Genomic DNA, 20,291 nt, shown 5'->3' with positions numbered 1-20,291 from the left:
CGCCGCGAGCACATGCCCGTGCGGGCACACGATCCTACGAGTGCGGGGCCGTCCGCGCGCGTCGTGGAGGTGCACGCGCGCGTTGTCATACGAGTACATGGTCGACGAAGCACCACCGCCAGTCCTCGCCCGGTTCGTAGGTCCGCATCACGGGGTGACCCGAGTCCGCGTGGTGCTTGGTCGCGTGCCGGTTCGGCGAGGAGTCGCAGCAGCCGATGTGGCCACAGCTCAGGCAGATCCTCAACTGCACCGGGTCCGTCCCGTCCGCCAGGCACTCCAGGCACGTCTCGCTGAGCGGTCCGGGTTCCGGGAGCGGCAGCGCGTCGACGTGCGTGCACTGTTTCATGATTGCCAGATTACGTCGGGTGCGCGGGTGACCGCGCGGAAAAACGAGGGCGGGCGAGGACCATGGACGTGATGCCGCTGCTGTTGCTGGTGGCGGGCAGCGCCGCCGTCGCCGGGGCGGCGCGGCGCACCCCCGTGCCGGCACCCCTGCTGCTGGTCGCCGTCGGCCTGGCCGCCTCGTACATCCCCGGGGTCCCCGACTACACCCTCGAACCCGAGGTCGTCCTGCCGCTGCTGCTGCCCCCGCTGCTGTACACCTCCGCGACCGACAGCTCCTACCTCGACCTGCGCACCCAGGTCCGCCCGGTGGCCCTGCTCTCGGTCGGCTACGTGCTCTTCGCGACCGTGGCCGTCGGCTGGGCCGCGCATCTGCTCGTCCCGGGGCTCCCGCTGACCGCCGCCCTGGTGCTCGGCGCGGTCGTGGCACCGCCCGACGCGGTCGCGGCCACCGCCGTCGCGCGCCGGGTCGGACTGCCGTCCCGGATCACGACGATCCTCCAGGGCGAGTCCCTGCTGAACGACGCCACCGCCATCACCGCCTACAAGGTCGCCCTCGCCGCCGCCATCGGGGAGGGCGCCACCTGGTCGGGCGGGGTGGAGGAGTTCCTGCTCGCCGCCGTCGGCGGGGTCGGCGTCGGTCTCGTCCTCATGGCCCCGCTGCACTGGCTGCGCACCCATCTGAAGGAGCCCCTCCTCCAGAACACCCTCTCCCTGCTCATCCCCTTCGTCGCCTACGGCGTCGCCGAGCAACTGCACGCCTCCGGGGTGCTCGCGGTCGTGGTCGTCGCGCTCTATCTCGGCCACCGCGCGTGGGAGGTCGACTTCGCCACCCGCCTCCAGGAGGAGGCGGTGTGGAAGATGGTCGCCTTCATCCTGGAGTCCGCCGTCTTCGCCCTCATCGGACTCCAGTTGCACGGCGTCCTCAAGGGACTCGGCGCGTACGAGGCGGGGGCTGCCGCCGGATACGCCGTCGCCCTCTTCGCGGTCGTCGTCCTCACCCGGTTCGTCTGGGTCTACCCGGCCGCCTTCGTGCCCCGCATCCTCTCGGAGCGCGTGCGGACCCGCGAGGAGAACCCCACCTGGCGGGGCGTCCTGGTCACCGGCTGGGCCGGGATGCGCGGTGTGGTCTCCCTCGCCATCGCCTTCTCCATCCCGGCCACCGTGCACGGCGGCGAGCCCTTCCCGCAGCGCAACCTGATCCTCTTCCTCACCTTCACGACCGTCATCGGCACCCTCGTCGTCCAGGGGCTGTCGCTGCCGCCGCTGATCCGGCTCCTCAAGTTCCCCGGGCGCGACCAGCAGGCGCAGACCCTGGCCGAGGCCAACGCCCAGGCACAGGCGTCGCTCGCCGCCGAGTCCCGGCTCGACGCCCTCCTGTCCGACGAGCGCAACACCCTGCCCGGACCCCTCGCCGACCGGCTCCGCGCCGTCCTGGAGCGCCGCCGCAACGCCGTCTGGGAACGGCTCGGCCAGGTCAACCCGGTCACCGGCGAATCCGTGGACGACACCTACCGCAGACTCTCCCGCGAGATGATCAGCGCCGAACGCGAGGTCTTCGTCCGGCTGCGCGACCACCGCTACATCGACGACGAGATGCTGCGCGCACTGCTGCGCAGGCTGGACCTGGAGGAGGCGGCGGCGTATCGCGAGGCGGGGTAGGTCGCCTAGGTCTCGAAGGGGCGCCCGGTGATCACCGCCGCGACCCGCGTCCCGCGCGGGAAGGCGCCCTCCTGCGCGAGCGTGGTGAGGGCGAACAGCAACTTGGCGACATACAGCCGCTCCACGGGCAGTCCATGGAGCTTCTCGAACTCCTCGGCGAACGCCTCCAGCTCCGGCGTCGTCCGCGCGTAGCCGCCGCAGTGGAAGCGGTCGTCCAGCGACCAGGAGCCCCTACGGGCGCCGAACGCGCGCTCCTGGAGGGCACGTATCTCACCCTCCATGAAGCCGCCCCTGAGCACCGGAATGCCGAGCGCGCGCTGACCTGGCGCGAGCCCCGCCGCCAGACCGGCCAGCGTGCCGCCCGTCCCGCAGGCCACCGCGACCACCTCGGCCCGGCCGCGCAGCTCCGCGCCGAGCGCCTCGCAGCCGCGTACCGCCTCGGCGTTGCTGCCGCCCTCCGGGACGACGTACGCCCCCTCGGCGCCCGCCGCGCGCAGGATCGCCGCCAGGGTCTCCGGCTCGTCCTTGCGCCGGTACGCCGCCCTCTCCACGAAGTGCAGCCGCATCCCGTCGGCCGCGCAGCGCGCCAGCGAGGGATTCAGCGGGCGGTCCGCCAGCTCCTGGCCGCGCACCACCCCGGTCGTACGGAAGCCGAGCAGCCTGCCCGCCGCCGCGGTGGCCCGCAGATGATTGGAGTAGGCCCCGCCGAAGGTGACCAGCTCCCGCCCGCCCGCCGCCTCGACGTTCGGCATCAGCTTGCGCCACTTGTTGCCGATCAGCTCCGGGTGGATCAGGTCGTCGCGCTTGAGCAGGAGGCGTACGCCGTGCCGGGAGAAACGGTTGTCCTGGATCTCTGTGAGGGGGGAGGGGAGGGCGGGACCGAGGGGCATGGGGTCATTGTCGCCCGGGGTGAGCGGCGCGGCGGGTCAGCCCTTGAGCTGTTCCTTGATCCGCGCCCGCAGCCACTTCATCGTGAAGCCGCGCGGGTCCACCTTGCCCGGCTGCCACTCCAGGTGGCCGATGACCGACCGTTCCGTCCAGCCGTGGTGGCGGCAGACGGCCGCCGCGGCTCGCACGATCGCGTCCAGTTGCTCGTCCGGCCAGGGGTCCTCGCCGTCGCCGAGGTTCTCGCACTCGAAGCCGTAGAAGTACCGGTTGCCGTCGGTGTTGGCCTCGTTGTCCGGCGGCAGCCCCTTCTCCGCGATCACCGCGCGCAGCACGTCGTCGTCGCCGAGACCGGCGTGGTTGACGCGGCCGTAGCCGACCAGGTGGACCTTCCCGTCCTTGGTGATCACGCCGTGGCAGAGCGGTCCGGGCAGGTCGTCGTGGCCGGTGCGGCACAGCTCCACCGTGCGCTCGCTGCCCTTGGTCGCCGTGTGGTGGATCACCACGCCGTGGACCGGACCCCAGGGCCCCTTGTGGTTGCGGCTGTGGTGCCGCCAGTCGTCGACGCCGACGACCGTGAGCCCCTCCTGCTTGAGGGCGGTCAGAAACGCGCTCGCGGACATGGGTGAGGACATGACCGCCTCCTTCGTGCCGTGCGGGACCGCGGGAAAGCGGCCTGTTCCTATCGGTGCTTCTACCGATGCCCGGGGGTCGGGCTCACATCGTTCGCACGGTGTGCGAGCCGATTCGGACAACTTGGGGCGGAGGCGGGGGACGGTCTTCGCGGCGCGGCCACCGAGCGCCCGCGACCTGGACAAAGTCGCGCCAAATGCCCATGAGTCGGATGATCCATTCCCCTTCTTTCGGGTAATGGTGCGAGCACGTTGCGTGATGGAAAGCTCGGTCGTGGGACCGGTGCCCCGCGAGATCGGGCACCGGGCATACATGGGAGGGCATTTCCTTATGTCGGTAGGCGAAGAGGTCCGCACCGAGCAGGCCAAGCCGCAGCAGTCTCTCGGCACGGCGGCGGCGCGGAACCTGGCCACCACCACCAAGTCCGCACCGCAGATGCAGGAGATCAGCTCCCGCTGGCTGCTGCGCAGTCTGCCCTGGGTCGACGTGAAGGGCGGCGCGTACCGGGTCAACCGGCGGCTGACATACACCGTCGGGGACGGCCGCGTCACCTTCGTGAAGACGGGCGACCAGGTCGAGGTCATCCCGGCCGAGCTGGGTGAGCTGCCCGCCCTGCGCGACTACGAGGACGAGGAGGTGCTGACCGAGCTGGCCCGCCGCTGCCGCCAGCGGGACTTCGCGCCCGGCGAGGTGATCGCCTCCTTCGGCAGCCAGTCCGACGAGGTGTACCTGCTGGCCCACGGCAGGGTCGAGAAGATCGGCACCGGCCCGTACGGCGACGACGCGGTGCTCGGCGTCCTCGCCGACGGCGCCTACTTCGGCGAGCAGTCCCTGCTCGACCCCGACGCCATCTGGGAGTACACCGCCCGCGCGGACACCGCCTGCACCGTCCTGATCCTCAGCCGCCAGGACTTCGAGCAGGTCGCCGAGCGCGCCGATTCCCTGCGCGGCCATCTCCAGCAGTTGCGATCGATCCCGGACCAGCGGACCAACAAGTACGGCGAGAAGGAGGTCGAGCTGGCGGCCGGCCACTCCGGCGAGCCCGACATCCCGCACACCTTCGTGGACTACGAGGCGCGCCCGCGCGAGTACGAACTCAGCATCGCCCAGACCGTGCTGCGCATCCACTCCCGCGTCGCCGACCTCTACAACCAGCCGATGAACCAGACCGAGCAGCAGTTGCGGCTCACGGTCGAGGCGCTGAAGGAGCGCCAGGAGCACGAGCTGGTCAACAACCGGGAGTTCGGTCTCCTGCACGCCTGCGAGTACGACCAGCGCATCCAGCCGCACGACGGCGTCCCCGGCCCGGACGACCTGGACGAGCTGCTCAGCCGCCGCCGGGGCACCAAGTTCCTCCTCGCCCACCCGCGCGCCATCGCCGCGATCGGGCGCGAGCTGAACAAGCGCGGACTGGTCCCGGAGACCATCGACGTCGGCGGCAACCGCATCCCCACCTGGCGCGGCGTGCCGATCTACCCCTGCAACAAGATCCCGGTCAGCGACGCCCGTACGACCTCGATCATCGCCCTGCGCACCGGCGAGGCCGAGCAGGGTGTCATCGGCCTGCGCCAGTCCGGCATCCCGGACGAGATCGAGCCGAGCCTGTCCGTCCGCTTCATGGGCATCAACGAGCAGGCCGTCATCAACTACCTGGTCACCGCGTACTACTCGGCGGCCGTCCTGGTACCGGACGCGCTCGGCGTGCTGGAGAACGTCGAGATCGGCCGGTGGCGGTGACCTCGCGCCACCGCGCACCCGGGTTCCCGCCCCACCGGGCGGGAACCCCTTCGGGGGGAGGACCCGCCCGGCGCCGTGCCGGACGGGGCCACGCGCTCGCACTTCGGGAGGGGGAGTCATGACCGAGTTCATGACGCAGGCGGAGCAGCGTCCGCCGGGCACGGGCGGAGCGGGTAGGGGCAACGCGGGCACGGGGAGCGCGGTCGCGGGGAGCGCGGTCACGCCGCCGCGCCCGCCGGGGCAGCGCGAGCCGCTGGAGGACACCGGGGCGCTCGACGGGCCGGAACGGGCGGGGGAGACCCGGGGGTTCGACGAACACGACACGGTGGAGGAGGCCGGCGCGGAGGCGACGGTCCTGCTGGAGCGGACCCGGGAGCTGGTGGACCCGGAGCTGCGCGCCGCGATCGAGTCGCTGCCCGGAGCGCTCCGCCGTATCGCGCTCTACCACTTCGGCTGGCAGCACGCGGACGGCAGTCCGGCGGCGGGCAACGCGGGCAAGGCGATCCGGCCCGCGCTCGTGCTCGCGGCGGCGTCCGCGCTGGGCGGTCCGTCCGCCCGGGTGGCGGCGGTGCGGGCCGCAGCGGCGGTCGAACTGGTCCACAACTTCACGCTGTTGCACGACGACGTGATGGACCGCGACACCACCCGTCGCCACCGCCCCACCGCCTGGACCGTCTTCGGCGACGCCGACGCGATCCTCGCCGGGGACGCCCTCCAGGCACTCGCCCTGCGCCTGCTCGCCGACGACCCGCACCCGGCGTCCGTACCGGCGGCGGCGCGCCTCGCTCAGTGCGTCATCGAACTGTGCGCGGGCCAGCACACCGACACCGCCCTGGAGCAACGCGCCCCCACCGAGGTCGGGTTGGCCGAGGTGCTCACCATGGCCGAGGCGAAGACCGGCGCCCTCCTCGGCTGCGCCTGCGCCCTCGGCGCGCTGTACGCGGGCGCGGACCCCGAGGAGGTGGCGGCGCTGGACGGCTTCGGCCGCCAGGCGGGCCTCGCCTTCCAGTTGATCGACGACGTGATCGGCATATGGGGCGACCCCCGGCGCACCGGCAAGCCGTCCGGCGCGGATCTCGTCGTCCGCAAGAAGTCCCTCCCGGTCGTCGCCGCGCTCACCTCCGGCACCCCGGCGTCCGCCGAACTGGCCGCGCTGTACGCCCGCCCGTACGCGGACGCCGACGGCGAGATCGCCCGCACCGCCCTGGCCGTGGAACAGGCGGGCGGCCGCGACTGGGCCCAGGCCGAAGCCGCCGACCGTATGGCACGCGCCGTCCAGGAACTCTCCCGCGCGGTACCCGCCCCGGAGGCGGCGGGCGGTCTGCTGGCCCTGGCGGAATTCGTCACCCGCCGCACCAACTGACACCACCGCGCCCCTGCCTGACCGCCCCCTACCCCGGAGCCCCCGCCCCCGTGCGCCCCCTGATCCCGCACGGTCGCCGGGGGCTCCGGTCGTGCCGGTGCCCGCGCGGGTGCCTGGGGAGGTCCGTCAGGGGCAGGTGACGACCTGCCCCGCCCAGGAGAGCCCGCCGCCGAACGCGAGCAGCAGAACCGGGGCGCCGCTCGGCAGTTCACGCCGCTCGGTGAGCTTGGACAGGGCGAGCGGCACGGAGGCGGCGGAGGTGTTGCCGGACTCCACCACGTCCTGCGCGATCACCACGCTGTCGGGCAGGTCGAGTTGGCGCAGGATGACGTCGATGATCCGCAGGTTCGCCTGGTGGGTGACGACCCCGGCCAGGTCGGACGGGGCGAGCCCGGCCCGCGCGCAGGCTTCACGGGCGATGGCGGGCAGTTCGGTCGTGGCCCAGCGGAAGACGGTCTGGCCGTCCTGGGCGAAGCGCGGATGCCAGTCGTCGACCAGCCGGACGGCGTCGCCCCGACCGGGGTCGGAACCCCAGACGACCGGCCCGATCCCGCCCTCGTCGGCGACGCTCAGCACGGCGGCGCCCGCGCCGTCGCCGAGCAGGACGCAGGTGCGGCGGTCGGTCCAGTCGGTGACGTCGGACATCTTCTCGACGCCGATGACCAGGGCGTTCCTGGCGGCGCCCGCGCGCAGCGAGTGGTCGGCGCAGGCGAGGGCGGTGCAGAACCCGGCGCAGCCGTTGTTGAGGTCGAAGGCGACGGGGGAGGGCAGCCCGAGCCGCCCGGCGACCTGGGCGGCGATGGAGGGGCACCGGTCGATCGCGCTGCACGTCGCCACGGTGATCATCCCGATGTCGGCGGGCGCGAGCCCCGACGCGGCCAGCGCCTTGCCCGCGGCGGCGGTGGCCATGTCGGTCACCGACTCGTCCTCGGCGGCGATACGGCGGGTGGCGATACCGGTACGGCGCCGGATCCACTCGTCGTCGGTGTCGACCAGGGCGGCCAGGTCGTCGTTGGTCAGGACGCGTGCGGGCTGGTAGTGACCCAGCGCGGTGACGCGGCTTCCCGGCGCGGCGGTGACGGGCACAGGTGATCTCCTCGGCTCGGCGTCTCGACGTCGCCGGAATATAGCAACCGATCGGTCGGAAGTTAAAGGAGTGAGCCTCGCTACGATGGACGCCATGAGCCCTCGCAAGTCCGCCGCCGAAGCCCGCCGAACCCGGCAGCGCATCGTCCGGCGCGGCATCGCCCTCGCCTCGGTGGACGGCCTCGAAGGACTCACCATCGGCCGCCTCGCCGCCGACCTGGAGATGAGCAAGGCGGGCGTCCTCGGCCACTTCGGCACCAAGGAAGCCCTCCAGCTCGCCACTCTGGAGGGCGCGGCCGTCGAGTTCTCCCGCCTGGTCTGGGAACCCGCCGCCGCCGAAACCCCGGGTCTGCCCCGCCTGCGCGCGATCTGCGAAGCCTGGGTCACCTACCTCGAAACCGCCGACGACATCTTCCCCGGCGGCTGCTTCTTCACCACGGCCTCCATCGAGTTCGACGGCCGTACCGGCCCCGTCCGCAACACGGTCGCCCGGCTGTCCCTGGTGTGGCGCCGTCGCCTCGCCACGGAGATCCGCACAGCGGTGACCTCCGGCGACCTCCCCCCGGACACGGACCCCGACCAACTCGTCTTCGAACTGATCGGCCTCTACCTGGCCCTGAACCAGGAGATACAGCTCTTCGCCAACCCGACGGCAGGCACCCGAGCCCGCCGGGCCCTGAACCGCCTGCTGGGCCCCCACGCCTGATCAGACGGCTCGCTACGCTCCTCACGTGACCACCACCGAAGATCACCGATTCCCCGCCCCACTCGCCGCCGCCATGGCGGTCCGCCTCAAGCGCATCGGCGAGGACGACGTCGACTTCGAGCCCTACGACTCGTTCCTGTCCGCCGAGGAGACCACCGACTGGTTCCAGGCGTGGACGGGCAACGACGAGGTGACCGGGGACGAGTTCCGGGTGTTCGGGCAGGACGGGTCCGGGGGCTACGTGGCGTTCTGGCTGGCGCGCGCAGGGCGGGAGTTGGTCGAGCAGCCCGTGGTCTTCCTGGGCTCCGAAGGAGAGACGGGCGTCGTCGCCCAGGACCTGGCAGCCTTCCTGTGGCTGCTGGCCGACGGGTACGGCCCCTGCGAGGCGGTCGCCCCGCACGCCCCCGACCCCGACTGGACTCCCCGGCTCGACAACGACCTCGCCGCCATCGCGGAGCGCTTCGGCGCGGACCGCCGGGCATCGGTGGCGGAAATCATCGCGCAGGCCGCACGGGAGTTCCCCGCCTTCGACGACACCATCATGGAACTGTGCCGCTGAAGCCCCGTCAGCCATGAAAAAGCCGCACCCGGACCGTCACGGACGCCGTGCTCGACGGTCCGCGGTCCGGGTGCGGGCGGCTAGGCGATACGACCCGTGCGAACGCGAGTCAAAGAGCCCAGCGAGGGTCACGCCTTCTTGGTCTCCCAGAAGATCTTGGCGACCTGGTCGATGTAGTCCAGCGCCTTCTGGCCGGTCGCCGGGTCGACGGAAGCCTTGGCGGCGGACAGGGACTTCACGGCCTCGTTGAGGAGGTTCTGCAGCTCGGGGTAGCTGTCGAAGTGCGGCGGCTTGAAGTAGTCGCTCCAGAGCACGTCCAGGTGGTGCTTCGCCAGCTCGGCGCGCTGCTCCTTGATCACCGTCGCGCGGATCTGGAAGTGGGGGTCGTCGTTGGCGGCCATCTTCTCCTGGATGGCCTTCACCGACTCCGCCTCGATGCGGGCCTGAGCCGGGTCGTACACGCCGCAGGGCAGGTCGCAGTGAGCGCTCACCGTGACCGTGGGGGCAAACAGGCGGGAAAGCATGGAGCGTTCCTTCCTCGTGATCGTCTTCTCAGGTGGGACATTACTCCCTGAGGCACTGGTTTTCCCGAGTGCCCCCCAGGGCTTAGGACAAAAGTCCGGGGTGCCGGCTGCTTGTTGTGCAACAAGGTGCAGTGCGGTCTGGCGGGGACGGATGGCCGAGGTCTGCCGGGTGGTTGCGCGGGGAACAGGGGTTCGCGTGCCGAATGAGTGACCTTTCCGGGGAGTAGGTCGTTGGATGGGTTGATGGTGGCCTGACGCCCGGAGGGAGGGGTGGGGTGGGTGGTCAGCGGGCGATCTCGGTGCCCTTCGTGGTGCCCGGCCCCTCCGGTGTCGCGGTCCGGGACCGGCTCAAGCATCCGAGCGTGGAGGACGAGCGGGTGCTGAGGCTGGTGGGTGACCATCTCGGCACCCTCGCCTCGCGTGACCTGAAGGCACGCTGCGAATCCGGGTTGGACCACGACAACGGTCAGTGGGCGGAGCGCAAGCGCGTGCTCACGGTGGAGTCGTCGTCGCGGTGGGCGGGGTCGCTCACCAAGGCCACGCATGATCAGTGGGGTTTGGCCCGGCGGGCGCAGCTTGCGCATGTGCGGGGGCTGGAGGCGGCGGTGCGTTTGATCGTCCACCGACTGTCCCTGCCGGTCGGGCAGAAGGGCGGTAAGCGGGCGCCGGGTGGTTACCGTTCGCGGCGGGAATGGTTTGCCAAGTCTCGTCGTCTGCGGGTGCTGGAGGACCGGTTGCGGTCGGCGCGCGCGGACTGGGAGGCGGGTGTGGTGCGGGTGGTGCGGGGCGGCAAGCGGCTGTTGAACTCCCGCCACCACCTCGACGCAGCCGGTCTGACCGAAGAACAGTGGCGGGAGCGGTGGCGGGCCGCACGCCGGTTTCTCGCCGCCGATGGGGAGTCGGGGAAGCGGTACGGGAACGAGACGATCAGGGTCAGCCCGGACGGTGAGGTCAGCATCAAGCTCCCCGCGCCGCTCGCGCATCTGGCGAACGTTCCGCGCGGCCGGTATGTCCTGAGTGCGCGGGTCGCGTTCGCGCACCGGGGCGAGCAGTGGCGTGACCGTGTCACTGCGAATCGGGCGGTCGCCTACCGCATTCACGAGGACACCGTTCGCGGTCGCTGGTATCTCACCGCCTCCTGGACCCTGCCTCCGGTGACGGTGCTGCCGCTGACCGCCGCTCGCGCACATGGGCTGATCGGCGTCGACATGAACGCCGACCACCTCGCCACCTGGCGCCTCGACGTCCACGGCAATCCGGTGGGGGAGTCGCGTACCTTTGCCTGCGACCTGTCCGGCACTGCCTCCCACCGTGATGCACAGATGCGTCACGCCCTGATCCGGCTGGTGCACTGGGCCGAACGCCACGGTCTGGCGATCGCGGTCGAGGATCTCGACTTCACCGCCGAGACCACCCGCGAGAAGCACGGGCGCCAGAAGCGGTTCCGTCGGCTGGTCTCCGGTATGCCGACATCCAGGCTGCGGGCCCGGCTCGTCGGCATGGCAGCCGAACACGACGTCCCCCTGATCGCCGTCGACCCCGCCTACACCAGCAGGTGGGGTGCCCAACACTGGCAGAAGCCTCTCACCAGCGCCCATCGCACACCCACTCGCCACCACGCGGCATCGGTGGCGATCGGACGACGCGCTCTGGGGCACCCGATCCGGCGACGGACGGCACCGCCCTCTGCCCACCGGAGTGATGGGCAGGGGCATCGGACCGTCCAGGCCGGACCAGGCGCCCCGGGGCGTGAGGAACCCCGCCCCCGCGTTCCCGGACCACGGACACGATCCGTGCGCGCCGGGCGCGGAGCGAAAGCGGGCGACCAGCGTGCCCAACACCGTTCGGGGCACATGGCTGAGGACGAGACCTGGCTACAGGACTCCCTCCCACTCAGCTTCCAGGAACGGTCACACTGAGACTGTGGAGGAACGGACCGGGGAGGTGCCGGGGATGCCGGAGCTGTCGCAGGAGACCGAGCGGGGCAGGGCGCTGCCGCCCTTCGGGCTGGCGGAGGTCACGGGGCCGTCCATGGTGCCCACCCTGCGGCACGGGGACCGGCTGCTGCTGCGGTACGGCGCTCAGGTCAGGCCCGGTGACGTGGTCGTCCTGCGGCATCCCTTCCAGCAGGACCTGCTGGTCGTCAAGCGGGCGGCCGAGCGGCGCGAGGGCGGCTGGTGGGTGCTCGGCGACAACCCCTACGCGGGCGGCGACAGCACCGACTACGGCGTCGTGCCCGAGGAGCTCATCCTCGGGCGGGCGTGGCTGCGCTACCGCCCGCTCGGTGGTCAGCGCTCGCCGCTCGCGCTGGCCCGCTGGCTGTTCTCGGCCGCCAGGCCGCTGCTGTCGGACCGGTCGGCCGCCAGGCGCTTGCGGGCGCGGTAGGCGGCGACGTTGGCGCGGGTCGCGCAGCGGTCGGAGCAGTAGCGCCGGGAGCGGTTGGTCGAGGTGTCCAGGTAGGCGTTGCGGCAGGGCGCGGCCTGGCACAGCCCGAGGCGGTCCACGCCGTACTCGGTGAGGTGGAAGGCGAGACCCATCGCGGCGATGGCGGCGTAACCCGCCGTCGCGTTGGAGGGGTGGTCGGCCAGGTGCATGTGCCACAGCGGGCGGCCGTCCTCGTCGCGGTGGTCGTGACCGGAGATCTGCGGGCTGACCGGGAACTCCAGGAGCAGGGAGTTCAGTAGGTCGACGGCGAGGGTCTCGTCGTCCTGGTCGGCCGCCTCGAAGACCCCGCGCAGCCTGCCCCGGACCGAGCGGAAGCGGGTCACGTCGGCGTCGGTGGCGCGCCGGGCCGCCTGGGAGTTCGCGCCGAAGAGGTCGCGGACGGCCTCGACGGAGGTCAGGGAGTCCTTGCCCCGCGCCGGTTCCTCGCTGTTGACGAGGCGTACGGCGTAGTCCGAGTAATAGGCCAGTTCCACTAGTAATCCTTACGCGGGCGCTCTATGGTCGTGTCGGCGGGCGGGTAACAGACGTTCGCCCATCCAGGGTATTACGCCGGACACGGGAGGGGCGGGGTTTCATGACCACCGACAGCATCGGCACGGACTGGGCTGCCTGGCAGGAGAGCTGGGACCGGCAGCAGGAGTGGTACCTGCCGGACCGCGAGGAGCGGTTCCGGATCATGCTCGACATGGTGGAGGCGTTCGCGGGTCCGACTCCCCGCGTGCTCGACCTCGCGTGCGGCACCGGCACCATCACCGCCCGGCTGCTCGACCGGTTCCCCGGCGCCACCAGCACCGGCGTCGACCTCGACCCGGCCCTGCTCGCCATCGCCCGCGGCACCTTCGAGGGCGACGACCGGGTCACGCTCGTGGAGGCGGACCTCAAGGACCCGGCGTGGACGGCGGCGCTGCCGTACGACTCGTACGACGCCGTCCTCACCGCCACCGCCCTGCACTGGCTGCACCTCGACGACCTCACCGATCTCTACGGCCGGCTCGCGAAGCTGACCCGTGACGGCGGTGTCTTCATGAACGCCGACCACATGCCCGACGAGACCACGCCCCGCGTCAACGCGGCCGAGCGCGAGCAGCGGCACGCCCGCATGGAGGAGGCAAGGCGGGCGGGCGCCCTGGACTGGGCCGACTGGTGGCGGCTCGCCGCCGCCGACCCGGTGCTCGCGGAGCCGACCGCCCGCCGCTTCGAGATCTACGGCGAGCACGCCGACGGCGAGACCCCGTCCGCGGCCTGGCACGCGGCGGCCCTGCGCGAAAAGGGGTTCGCGGAGGCCCGGCCGGTGTGGTGCTCGCCGTCGGACACGCTGCTCCTCGCGCTGAAATAGTCAGACTTAATTGCCGGGTGAATTCTCGGCGGTGCCGGAAACGGCGAACCGAGGTGCCGGAAACAGCGGACGGTGCCCCCTTTTCGCGCGCATCGCGTGAAATTCGGGGACACCGTCCGCTGTCCGTCGTTTTTCAGGGAATCTCGTCAGAGAACCTTCGAAAGGAAAGACTTCGTCCGGTCGTGCTGCGGATTCGTCAGCACCTCGCGCGGGTGACCCGCCTCGACCACGACGCCGTCGTCCATGAAGACCAGCGAATCGCCGACTTCGCGGGCGAAGCCCATCTCGTGCGTGACGACGATCATCGTCATGCCGTCCTCCGCGAGGTCGCGCATCACGTCGAGGACCTCACCGACCAGCTCCGGGTCGAGCGCCGAGGTGGGCTCGTCGAAGAGCATCAGCTTGGGCTGCATCGCCAGCGCGCGGGCGATGGCGACGCGCTGCTGCTGACCGCCGGAGAGCTGGGCCGGGTAGTGGCCCTTGCGGCTGCCGAGCCCCACGCGGTCGAGGAGCTGCTCGGCGCGCTCCCGGGCCGCCGCCTTGCCCTCGCGCTTGACCTGGAGCGGCGCCTCCATGACGTTCTCCAGCGCCGTCATGTGCGGGAAGAGGTTGAAGCGCTGGAAGACCATGCCGATCTCCCGCCGCTGCGCCGCGACCTCCCTCTCCTTCAGCTCGTAGAGCTTGTCGCCCTTCTGGCGGTAGCCGACCAACTGGCCGTCGACGTACAGCCGTCCGGCGGTGATCTTCTCCAGGTGGTTGATGCACCGCAGGAAGGTGGATTTGCCGGAACCGGACGGGCCGATCAGGCAGAACACCTCGCGCGGGTTCACCTCCAGGTCGATGCCCTTGAGGATGTGCGCCGGTCCGAAGGACTTGTGCACCCCCTCGGCCCTGACCATCGGGGCGCCGCTCGTGCTGGGCACGACGTCCTTGGTGAGCTTGCTCATCGGGCCACCTCCGGGCGGCGGAAGGAGGTGAACAGGCGGAGGTTCTTCCGCAGCCGCTCCAGCGGCGTCGGCGGGAGGTTCCGCGTCGAACCGCGGGCGAAGCGCCGTTCGACGTAGTACTGCACGATGCTGAAGATCGTGGTCAGGAACAGGTACCAGATGCAGGCGACGAAGTACATCTCGACCACCGCGAGCGAGGTGCTGGAGATGTCCTGGGCGTTCTTGATCAGCTCGGGCAACTGCACGGCGTAGGCAAGCGACGAGGTCTTCAGCATGTTGATGAACTCGTTGCCGGTCGGCGGCACGATGACCCGCATGGCCTGCGGCAGGATCACCCGGCGCAGCGTCTTGCCCTGGGTCATGCCCAGCGCGTGCGACGCCTCGGTCTGGCCCTCGTCGACGGACTGGATGCCGGCGCGGACGATCTCCGACATGTACGCGGCCTCGTTCAGGCCGAGACCCAGCAGGGCGGTCAGGACCGGCGTCATGACGTCGTTCATCTCGTTCTTGTAGAACCCCAGGTTGAGGACCGGGAAGACGAGCGAGATGTTGTACCAGAGCAGCAACTGCACCAGGACCGGCGTGCCGCGGAAGAGCCAGATGTAGAACCAGGACACCGTGCTGGTGACCGGGTTCGACGACAGCCGCATGACGGCGAGCACCACGCCGAGGACGACGCCGAGCACCATGGCCAGCACGGATATGTACAGCGTCGTCCAGGCGCCCGAGATGATGTCCGGGTCGAAGAGGTAGTCCGGGATGACGCTGTAGTTGATCTTCGCGTTGGAGAAGGCGATCCCGATCATCGCCAGGATGGCGACGACCACGACGCCGGAGACCCAGCGTCCCCAGTGACGTACCGGGATGGCCTTGATCTGCTCCGGCGGCACCGAGGGCGCCGGAGCCTTGTCGACCGTGTCAGTCACAGCGACTGCCTTTCGTGATGCGCGAGGTTCAGGAGCCGCCGTTGATCTTCGCCTCGGTCACCGCACCGTCCGTGACGTTCCACTTCTGCAGGATCTTCGCGTAGTCGCCGTTCTTGATGATGGCGTCCAGCGCGGCCTGCAGGGCGTCGCGCAACTGGGTGTTCTCCTTGGCGACGGCGATGCCGTACGGACCGGCCTCGATCTGGTCGCCGACGACCTCGAAGTCCTTGCCGCCGCCGGAGGTCTTCGCGTTGTACGCGGCCACCGGGAAGTCGTTGAGGTCGGCGACGGAGGCGCCCTGCTTCAGGCGCAGCAGGGCCTCGGGGTCGGTGTCGTAGGTCTGCAGGGTGATCGGCTTCTTGCCGTCCTTCTTGCACTTCTTGATCTGCTCGCGGGCGATGCCCTCGGAGGTGGTGCCCTTCTGCAGGGCCACGACCTTGCCGCACAGGTCGTCCAGCGACTTGATGCCCTTCGGGTTGCCCTTCTGGACCAGGATCGAGGTACCGGCGGTGAAGTAGTCGACGAAGTCGACACCCTTGCCGACCTTCTTGCCGTTGCTGGAGTCGACACCGGTCTGGCGGTCCTTGGTGTCGTTCATCGCCGACATGATCACCTGGAAGCGCTTGGCCTGCTGGCCCACGATCAGGTTGTCGAACTTGTTGTTCTGGAACTCGAAGGTGACGCCGAGCTGCTTGCCGAGGGCGGCCGCGATGTCCGGGTCGATGCCGGTCGCGTCGCCGTTCTTCATGAACTCGACCGGCGGGTACGCGATGTCCGAGCCGACCTTGATGACACCCGCCTTGCGGATGTCGGCGGGGAGCTTGTCGGCGAGCGGGGCGGACGCGTTCGACGTCGTGCCGGAGCCGGCGGACTTGTCCGTGTGGTCACCGCAGCCGGTGAGCAGCAGGGTGCCCGCGACCGCGATCGCACCGCCCGCTGCAATGCGGGTGCGCGTGGTCGTGCGACGGGTGGAGCTTGCGGTCATCGTGGGTTCCTCCGGCGGATGGGAAGAGGTCCGATGGGACGACGACAACACACACCTTCGTGTGTCGCGACCTCATGGGTTTACGGCATCCTGCCATTCGGACTGGGCCATTCAGGGTCGTCACAATGTCAAAATCGGATAACGGGTGATCCCGAACCGCATCAGGTCGGTACAACCCCGCTGCACCCCCGCCGGATAATTTGCGGAAATTCACTCCCCAGGCCGGAAAATCGACGCCATGTCTCACGATTCGGATGGCCGGAGCGCGTGCATTCGGGGCATTCGCACACCTGGCGAAGGGGTGGTCCGGGCGGGTGCCCGGGCGGGTGTCCGGGTGCCGTCGCGGCGGTCCGGGGCGGCCCGGGGCGGGTCTGGGGCGGGTCTGGGGCGGGCCCGCGTCGGGTCGTCGGCTCGGCATGAAGGGGGCGCGCGTCAGGCGGTTGGCGCGGGCACGCCATGTGACCTTGCGCCCAATGGACTCGTGGTCCGCCCGTCCGTCCGGTAAGAAGGTTCTTTACACCCCTCATCCGGGGCTCAGGGCGCGTGTGCGGCGCGCCCGTCGCGTATGTGCTCCCGCTTCACCGCCCAAGAGCCGTACGCGGTGCCCGCCCGCTCCTCACCCGGAGCGGCCGACCCTCAAACCATGCATACCTAAGGGGTAAGACAAAGTGGCAGCGGAGATCGTCAATCCTCGCAGCGACAGCGGTACCGGACCGGAGGGCGGGGCCGAGCCCCTGGACACCTTCGATCCCGCGTTCGCGCTGCATCGGGGCGGCAAGATGGCCGTGCGGGCCACCGTGCCGATCCGCGACAAGGACGACCTTTCCCTCGCGTACACGCCCGGTGTGGCGCGCGTGTGCACCGCGATCGCTCAACAGCCCGATCTCGTCAACGACTACACCTGGAAGTCCTCGGTCGTCGCCGTCGTCACCGACGGCACCGCCGTGCTCGGTCTCGGGGACATCGGTCCCGAGGCGTCCCTGCCCGTGATGGAGGGCAAGGCGATCCTGTTCAAGCAGTTCGGCGGGGTCGACGCGGTGCCGATCGCGCTCGACTGCACCGACGTGGACGAGATCGTCGAGACCGTCGTCCGGCTCGCCCCCTCCTTCGGCGGGGTCAACCTGGAGGACATCTCGGCCCCCCGGTGCTTCGAGATCGAACGGCGCCTGCAGGAACGGCTGGACATCCCGGTCTTCCACGACGACCAGCACGGCACGGCCATCGTGACCCTCGCCGCCCTGCGCAACGCCGCCCGGCTCAGCGGGCGGGAGATCGGACAGTTGCGCGCCGTCATCTCCGGCGCCGGAGCGGCCGGGGTCGCCATCGCCCGGATGCTGGTCGAGGCCGGCATCGGGGACGTGGCGGTCGCCGACCGCAAGGGCGTCGTCTCGGCGGAGCGCACCGACCTGACGGACGTGAAGCGGGAGGTGGCATCCTTCACCAACAAGGCGGGCATCACCGGCTCGCTGGAGGACGCCCTCGTGGGCGCGGACGTCTTCATCGGCGTCTCCGGCGGTACGGTCCCCGAGGAAGCCGTCGCCTCCATGGCCGAGGGCGCCTTCGTGTTCGCGATGGCCAACCCGAACCCGGAGGTCCACCCCGAGGTGGCGCACAAGTACGCGGCCGTCGTCGCGACCGGGCGCTCCGACTTCCCGAACCAGATCAACAACGTCCTCGCCTTCCCGGGTATCTTCGCCGGGGCGCTCCAGGTGCGGGCGAGCCGGATCACCGAGGGCATGAAGATCGCCGCCGCGGAGGCGCTGGCCGCCGTCGTCGGCGACGACCTCGCCCCCGACTACGTCATCCCCTCGCCCTTCGACGAGCGGGTCGCCCCCGCCGTGACGGCGGCCGTCGCTGCGGCCGCCCGCGCGGAGGGCGTGGCCCGGCGCTGACGTCCACGGACGCGGCGGCGATCGGCTTCGTGCCGTGCCGACCGTGTCCTGTGCCGGCTGAACGGTCCTGCCCTTCCCGGGCGGGACCGTTCCGTCGTTCCACCGCCGTGGTGCGCGCGGTGCGTTGCGCCGCTCGGGTGCCGGAGGCAAGAGGGTGTGTGTCACACCGTCCGCCGGTTCCGTCCGGGGGCGGGCGGAACCTATCGTCGGGCCCATGTTCGCTGTCTACGCCGCCCGGATCGACCGTGACCAGCCGCTGTCCGGCCTCGAGTTGGGGGAGCGCCCGGCTCCCGAGGCCCGGCCCGGCTGGAGCACCGTCGACGTCCGCGCCGCCTCCCTCAACCACCACGACCTCTGGTCCCTGCGGGGCGTCGGGCTCCCCGAGGACCGGCTGCCGATGATCCTCGGCTGCGACGCCGCCGGGGTCGACGCGGACGGCAACGAGGTCGTCCTGCACGCCGTCATCGGGCAGACCGGCTACGGAGTCGGGCCCCGCGAACCCCGCTCGATCCTCACCGAGCGCTACCCGGGCACCTTCGCCGAACAGGTCGCCGTGCCCACCTGGAACCTGCTGCCCAAGCCGCAGGGCATGTCCTTCGCCGAGGCGGCCTGTCTGCCGACGGCGTGGCTGACCGCGTACCGGATGCTGTTCACCAACGCCGGGGTACGGCCCGGCGACTCGGTCCTCGTGCAGGGCGCGGGCGGCGGGGTCGCCACCGCCGCGATCATGCTCGGCAAGGCGGCCGGGCTGCGCGTCTTCGCCACGAGCCGGGACGAGGCGAAGCGCAAGCGGGCCCTGGAGCTGGGCGCCGTCGAGGCGGTGGAGCCGGGGGCGCGGCTGCCGCAGCGGGTGGACGCCGTGATCGAGACCGTGGGCGCGGCCACCTGGTCCCACTCGGTGAAGTCCCTGCGGCCCGGCGGCACGCTGGTCATCTCCGGCGCGACCAGCGGCGACCGGCCCTCGCACGCCGAACTGACCCGCATCTTCTTCCTGGAGCTGAAGGTCGTCGGCTCCACCATGGGCACCAAGGACGAGCTGGAGGACCTGCTGTCCTTCTGCGCCCTCACCGGGCTGCGGCCCGTCATCGACGAGGTGCTGCCGCTGGACCGCGCCCGCGAGGGCTTCGAACGGCTGGAGTCCGGCGGGCAGTTCGGGAAGATCGTGCTCACCCCCTGACCCCGCCGCGCCGGTGCCGCCGGGTCAGACCCGTGGGCGGCGCAGCACGGAGCCGACCTGGGCCGCCGCCGTCGCCAGGCGGTGGCGGACCTCCCGGAGCTGGTCGTCGGTGACGCCGTGGTCCCGGGCGGCGTCGCGGATGTCGTCCCGGAAGCGGTCGAGGAGGCGGTCCAGATCGCGCGCCGGGTCGCCGGTGGGGTCCTCGTGGGCCCACTCCGGCGCGTACTCGGCGGGGAAGTCCTCCGGGACGGTGGAGAATTCCGGCTCCGTGAGGGGGCCGCCGGCAGGGGGCGCGTTCCGGCCGGGGCCGGGGGTCTTGCCGTGCTCCTTGCCGTAGTCGCCGTAGCTCTTGCCGAACTCGCCGAACTCCCGGGCCAGTTCCGAGATGCCCTCGCGGACCCCGGTCGGCCAGTCGCCCCGGCCGAAGGCGTCCTGCACCCGCTCCTGGACCCGGCGGGCGACGCGCTGCATCTCCTCCTGTGCCTGGGCCCGCGCCCGCGACTGCGCCTCCTGGGCCTGGCGGCGGGCCCGCTGCGCCTCCTCGCGGGCCCGGCGGCTCTCGTCCTTGGCGCGCCGTGCCTGCTCCTTCCACTCCTGCTTCGCCCGGCGCAGCTCCTCCTTGGCGGCCCGCCACGACTCCGGGTCGCCGCTCTGGTCGCCGTAGGCGTGGGACTGGGCGGAACCGGTGTGGTTGCCCTGGCGGGCCTCGGTCGCGGCCGCGCGCATCTCGCGGCGCAGGTCGCCCGCCGCGCCGCGCACGTCTGCCTTGATCTCGGCGGCCAGCTCCGCGACCGAGTCGCGGATCTCCAGCTCCAGATCGGCCAGTTCACCGCTGCGGTCGGCCAGTTCGGCGCGGCCGGCGTCGGTGATCGCGTACACCTTGCGGCCGCCCTCGGTGGTGTGGGTGACCAGACCCTCCGCCTCCAGCTTGGCCAGACGGGGGTAGACCGTGCCTGCCGAGGGGGCGTACAGACCCTGGAAGCGCTCTTCGAGGAGCCGGATCACCTCGTAGCCGTGGCGGGGCGCCTCGTCGAGCAGCTTCAGCAGATACAGGCGCAGGCGGCCGTGAGCGAAGACGGGAGGCAT

20 protein-coding genes are annotated in these 20,291 nt (G+C 71.2%); 10 read left to right on the top strand and 10 right to left on the bottom strand.

Going from position 1 to position 20,291, the window contains the following annotated elements; translation table 11 throughout:
• Positions 1 to 85 precede the first annotated feature (85 nt).
• Positions 86 to 346: a UBP-type zinc finger domain-containing protein gene (locus IF655_RS13430; RefSeq protein ID WP_161178067.1), complete on the bottom strand. Its 261-nt coding sequence runs from the start codon at positions 344 to 346 to the stop codon at positions 86 to 88.
• A gap of 62 nt (positions 347 to 408) precedes the next feature.
• Between IF655_RS13430 and IF655_RS13425 the strand changes: the two genes are divergently transcribed.
• Positions 409 to 2,004: a Na+/H+ antiporter gene (locus IF655_RS13425; RefSeq protein ID WP_199584955.1), complete on the top strand. Its 1,596-nt coding sequence runs from the start codon at positions 409 to 411 to the stop codon at positions 2,002 to 2,004.
• 5 nt (positions 2,005 to 2,009) lie between these two features.
• Here the strand turns inward: IF655_RS13425 and IF655_RS13420 are convergent, their stop codons facing one another.
• Both IF655_RS13420 and IF655_RS13415 read right to left on the bottom strand, forming a co-directional pair.
• Entirely contained in the window at positions 2,010 to 2,894 is an 885-nt protein-coding gene (locus IF655_RS13420) for a 1-aminocyclopropane-1-carboxylate deaminase/D-cysteine desulfhydrase (protein WP_199584954.1), read from the bottom strand.
• A 36-nt stretch (positions 2,895 to 2,930) separates the two neighbouring features.
• A complete protein-coding gene (locus IF655_RS13415; protein ID WP_199584953.1) occupies positions 2,931 to 3,524 on the bottom strand; it encodes an N-acetylmuramoyl-L-alanine amidase in 594 nt (197 codons plus the stop codon).
• Positions 3,525 to 3,852: 328 nt separating this feature from the next.
• On the opposite strand from IF655_RS13415, the gene IF655_RS13410 reads away from it, so the two are divergent.
• Together IF655_RS13410 and IF655_RS13405 are read left to right on the top strand one after the other, a co-directional pair.
• Positions 3,853 to 5,259, top strand: coding sequence for a family 2B encapsulin nanocompartment shell protein (locus IF655_RS13410; protein ID WP_199584952.1), 1,407 nt, complete (start codon positions 3,853 to 3,855; stop codon positions 5,257 to 5,259).
• 118 nt (positions 5,260 to 5,377) lie between these two features.
• Positions 5,378 to 6,622, top strand: coding sequence for a family 2 encapsulin nanocompartment cargo protein polyprenyl transferase (locus tag IF655_RS13405; RefSeq protein WP_199584951.1), 1,245 nt, complete (start codon positions 5,378 to 5,380; stop codon positions 6,620 to 6,622).
• A gap of 126 nt (positions 6,623 to 6,748) precedes the next feature.
• Here the strand turns inward: IF655_RS13405 and IF655_RS13400 are convergent, their stop codons facing one another.
• Positions 6,749 to 7,708, bottom strand: coding sequence for a beta-ketoacyl-ACP synthase III (locus tag IF655_RS13400; protein ID WP_199584950.1), 960 nt, complete (start codon positions 7,706 to 7,708; stop codon positions 6,749 to 6,751).
• Between the two features lie 94 nt (positions 7,709 to 7,802).
• Here IF655_RS13400 and IF655_RS13395 point away from each other — a divergent pair, with 94 nt between their 5' ends.
• Together IF655_RS13395 and IF655_RS13390 are read left to right on the top strand one after the other, a co-directional pair.
• Positions 7,803 to 8,414: a TetR/AcrR family transcriptional regulator gene (locus tag IF655_RS13395; protein ID WP_199584949.1), complete on the top strand. Its 612-nt coding sequence runs from the start codon at positions 7,803 to 7,805 to the stop codon at positions 8,412 to 8,414.
• Between the two features lie 25 nt (positions 8,415 to 8,439).
• The gene (locus IF655_RS13390; protein WP_374100277.1) at positions 8,440 to 8,973 is read left to right on the top strand and encodes an SMI1/KNR4 family protein; all 534 of its coding nucleotides are present in this window, start codon (positions 8,440 to 8,442) and stop codon (positions 8,971 to 8,973) included.
• Between the two features lie 128 nt (positions 8,974 to 9,101).
• Here IF655_RS13390 and sodN read toward each other — a convergent pair whose 3' ends face one another.
• Positions 9,102 to 9,497 carry a superoxide dismutase, Ni gene (gene sodN, locus IF655_RS13385; RefSeq protein WP_199584948.1) on the bottom strand — a complete coding sequence of 132 codons (396 nt, stop codon included), beginning with the start codon at positions 9,495 to 9,497 and terminating at the stop codon, positions 9,102 to 9,104.
• 275 nt (positions 9,498 to 9,772) lie between these two features.
• On the opposite strand from sodN, the gene IF655_RS13380 reads away from it, so the two are divergent.
• Together IF655_RS13380 and sodX are read left to right on the top strand one after the other, a co-directional pair.
• Positions 9,773 to 11,416 (top strand): transposase, encoded by a 1,644-nt coding sequence (locus tag IF655_RS13380; RefSeq protein ID WP_199584947.1) that lies wholly within the window; start codon positions 9,773 to 9,775, stop codon positions 11,414 to 11,416.
• 34 nt (positions 11,417 to 11,450) lie between these two features.
• Complete coding sequence (sodX, locus tag IF655_RS13375) at positions 11,451 to 11,882, top strand: nickel-type superoxide dismutase maturation protease (protein WP_199585199.1); 432 nt, start codon at positions 11,451 to 11,453, stop codon at positions 11,880 to 11,882.
• Here the strand turns inward: sodX and IF655_RS13370 are convergent.
• Positions 11,786 to 12,415 (bottom strand): ABATE domain-containing protein, encoded by a 630-nt coding sequence (locus tag IF655_RS13370; RefSeq protein WP_199584946.1) that lies wholly within the window; start codon positions 12,413 to 12,415, stop codon positions 11,786 to 11,788. The genes sodX and IF655_RS13370 overlap by 97 nt on opposite strands.
• 101 nt (positions 12,416 to 12,516) lie before the next feature.
• Between IF655_RS13370 and IF655_RS13365 the strand changes: the two genes are divergently transcribed.
• Positions 12,517 to 13,278, top strand: coding sequence for a trans-aconitate 2-methyltransferase (locus IF655_RS13365; protein ID WP_199584945.1), 762 nt, complete (start codon positions 12,517 to 12,519; stop codon positions 13,276 to 13,278).
• 146 nt (positions 13,279 to 13,424) lie between these two features.
• On the opposite strand, the gene IF655_RS13360 is transcribed toward IF655_RS13365, so the two are convergent.
• From IF655_RS13360 to IF655_RS13350, 3 genes are read right to left on the bottom strand one after another with little or no spacing between them, the layout of a single operon-like run.
• A complete protein-coding gene (locus IF655_RS13360; RefSeq protein ID WP_277952679.1) occupies positions 13,425 to 14,225 on the bottom strand; it encodes an amino acid ABC transporter ATP-binding protein in 801 nt (266 codons plus the stop codon).
• Positions 14,222 to 15,151, bottom strand: a complete 930-nt coding sequence (locus IF655_RS13355) for an amino acid ABC transporter permease (RefSeq protein ID WP_199584944.1) — start codon at positions 15,149 to 15,151, stop codon at positions 14,222 to 14,224. Before IF655_RS13355 ends, IF655_RS13360 begins: the two co-directional genes overlap by 4 nt.
• 28 nt (positions 15,152 to 15,179) lie before the next feature.
• On the bottom strand, positions 15,180 to 16,136 hold the full coding sequence (locus IF655_RS13350) for an ABC transporter substrate-binding protein (RefSeq protein WP_199584943.1): 957 nt from the start codon (positions 16,134 to 16,136) through the stop codon (positions 15,180 to 15,182).
• 668 nt (positions 16,137 to 16,804) lie between these two features.
• On the opposite strand from IF655_RS13350, the gene IF655_RS13345 reads away from it, so the two are divergent.
• Positions 16,805 to 18,028, top strand: coding sequence for an NADP-dependent malic enzyme (locus tag IF655_RS13345; protein ID WP_199584942.1), 1,224 nt, complete (start codon positions 16,805 to 16,807; stop codon positions 18,026 to 18,028).
• A gap of 214 nt (positions 18,029 to 18,242) precedes the next feature.
• On the top strand, positions 18,243 to 19,205 hold the full coding sequence (locus IF655_RS13340) for a zinc-binding dehydrogenase (protein WP_199584941.1): 963 nt from the start codon (positions 18,243 to 18,245) through the stop codon (positions 19,203 to 19,205).
• A 24-nt stretch (positions 19,206 to 19,229) separates the two neighbouring features.
• On the opposite strand, the gene IF655_RS13335 is transcribed toward IF655_RS13340, so the two are convergent.
• Positions 19,230 to 20,291: a PadR family transcriptional regulator gene (locus IF655_RS13335; RefSeq protein ID WP_199584940.1), complete on the bottom strand. Its 1,062-nt coding sequence runs from the start codon at positions 20,289 to 20,291 to the stop codon at positions 19,230 to 19,232.

The organism is Streptomyces sp. DSM 110735, assembly GCF_016482685.1.
Lineage (GTDB): Bacteria > Actinomycetota > Actinomycetes > Streptomycetales > Streptomycetaceae > Streptomyces.
This window is presented reverse-complemented; position numbering and strand designations above follow the sequence as displayed.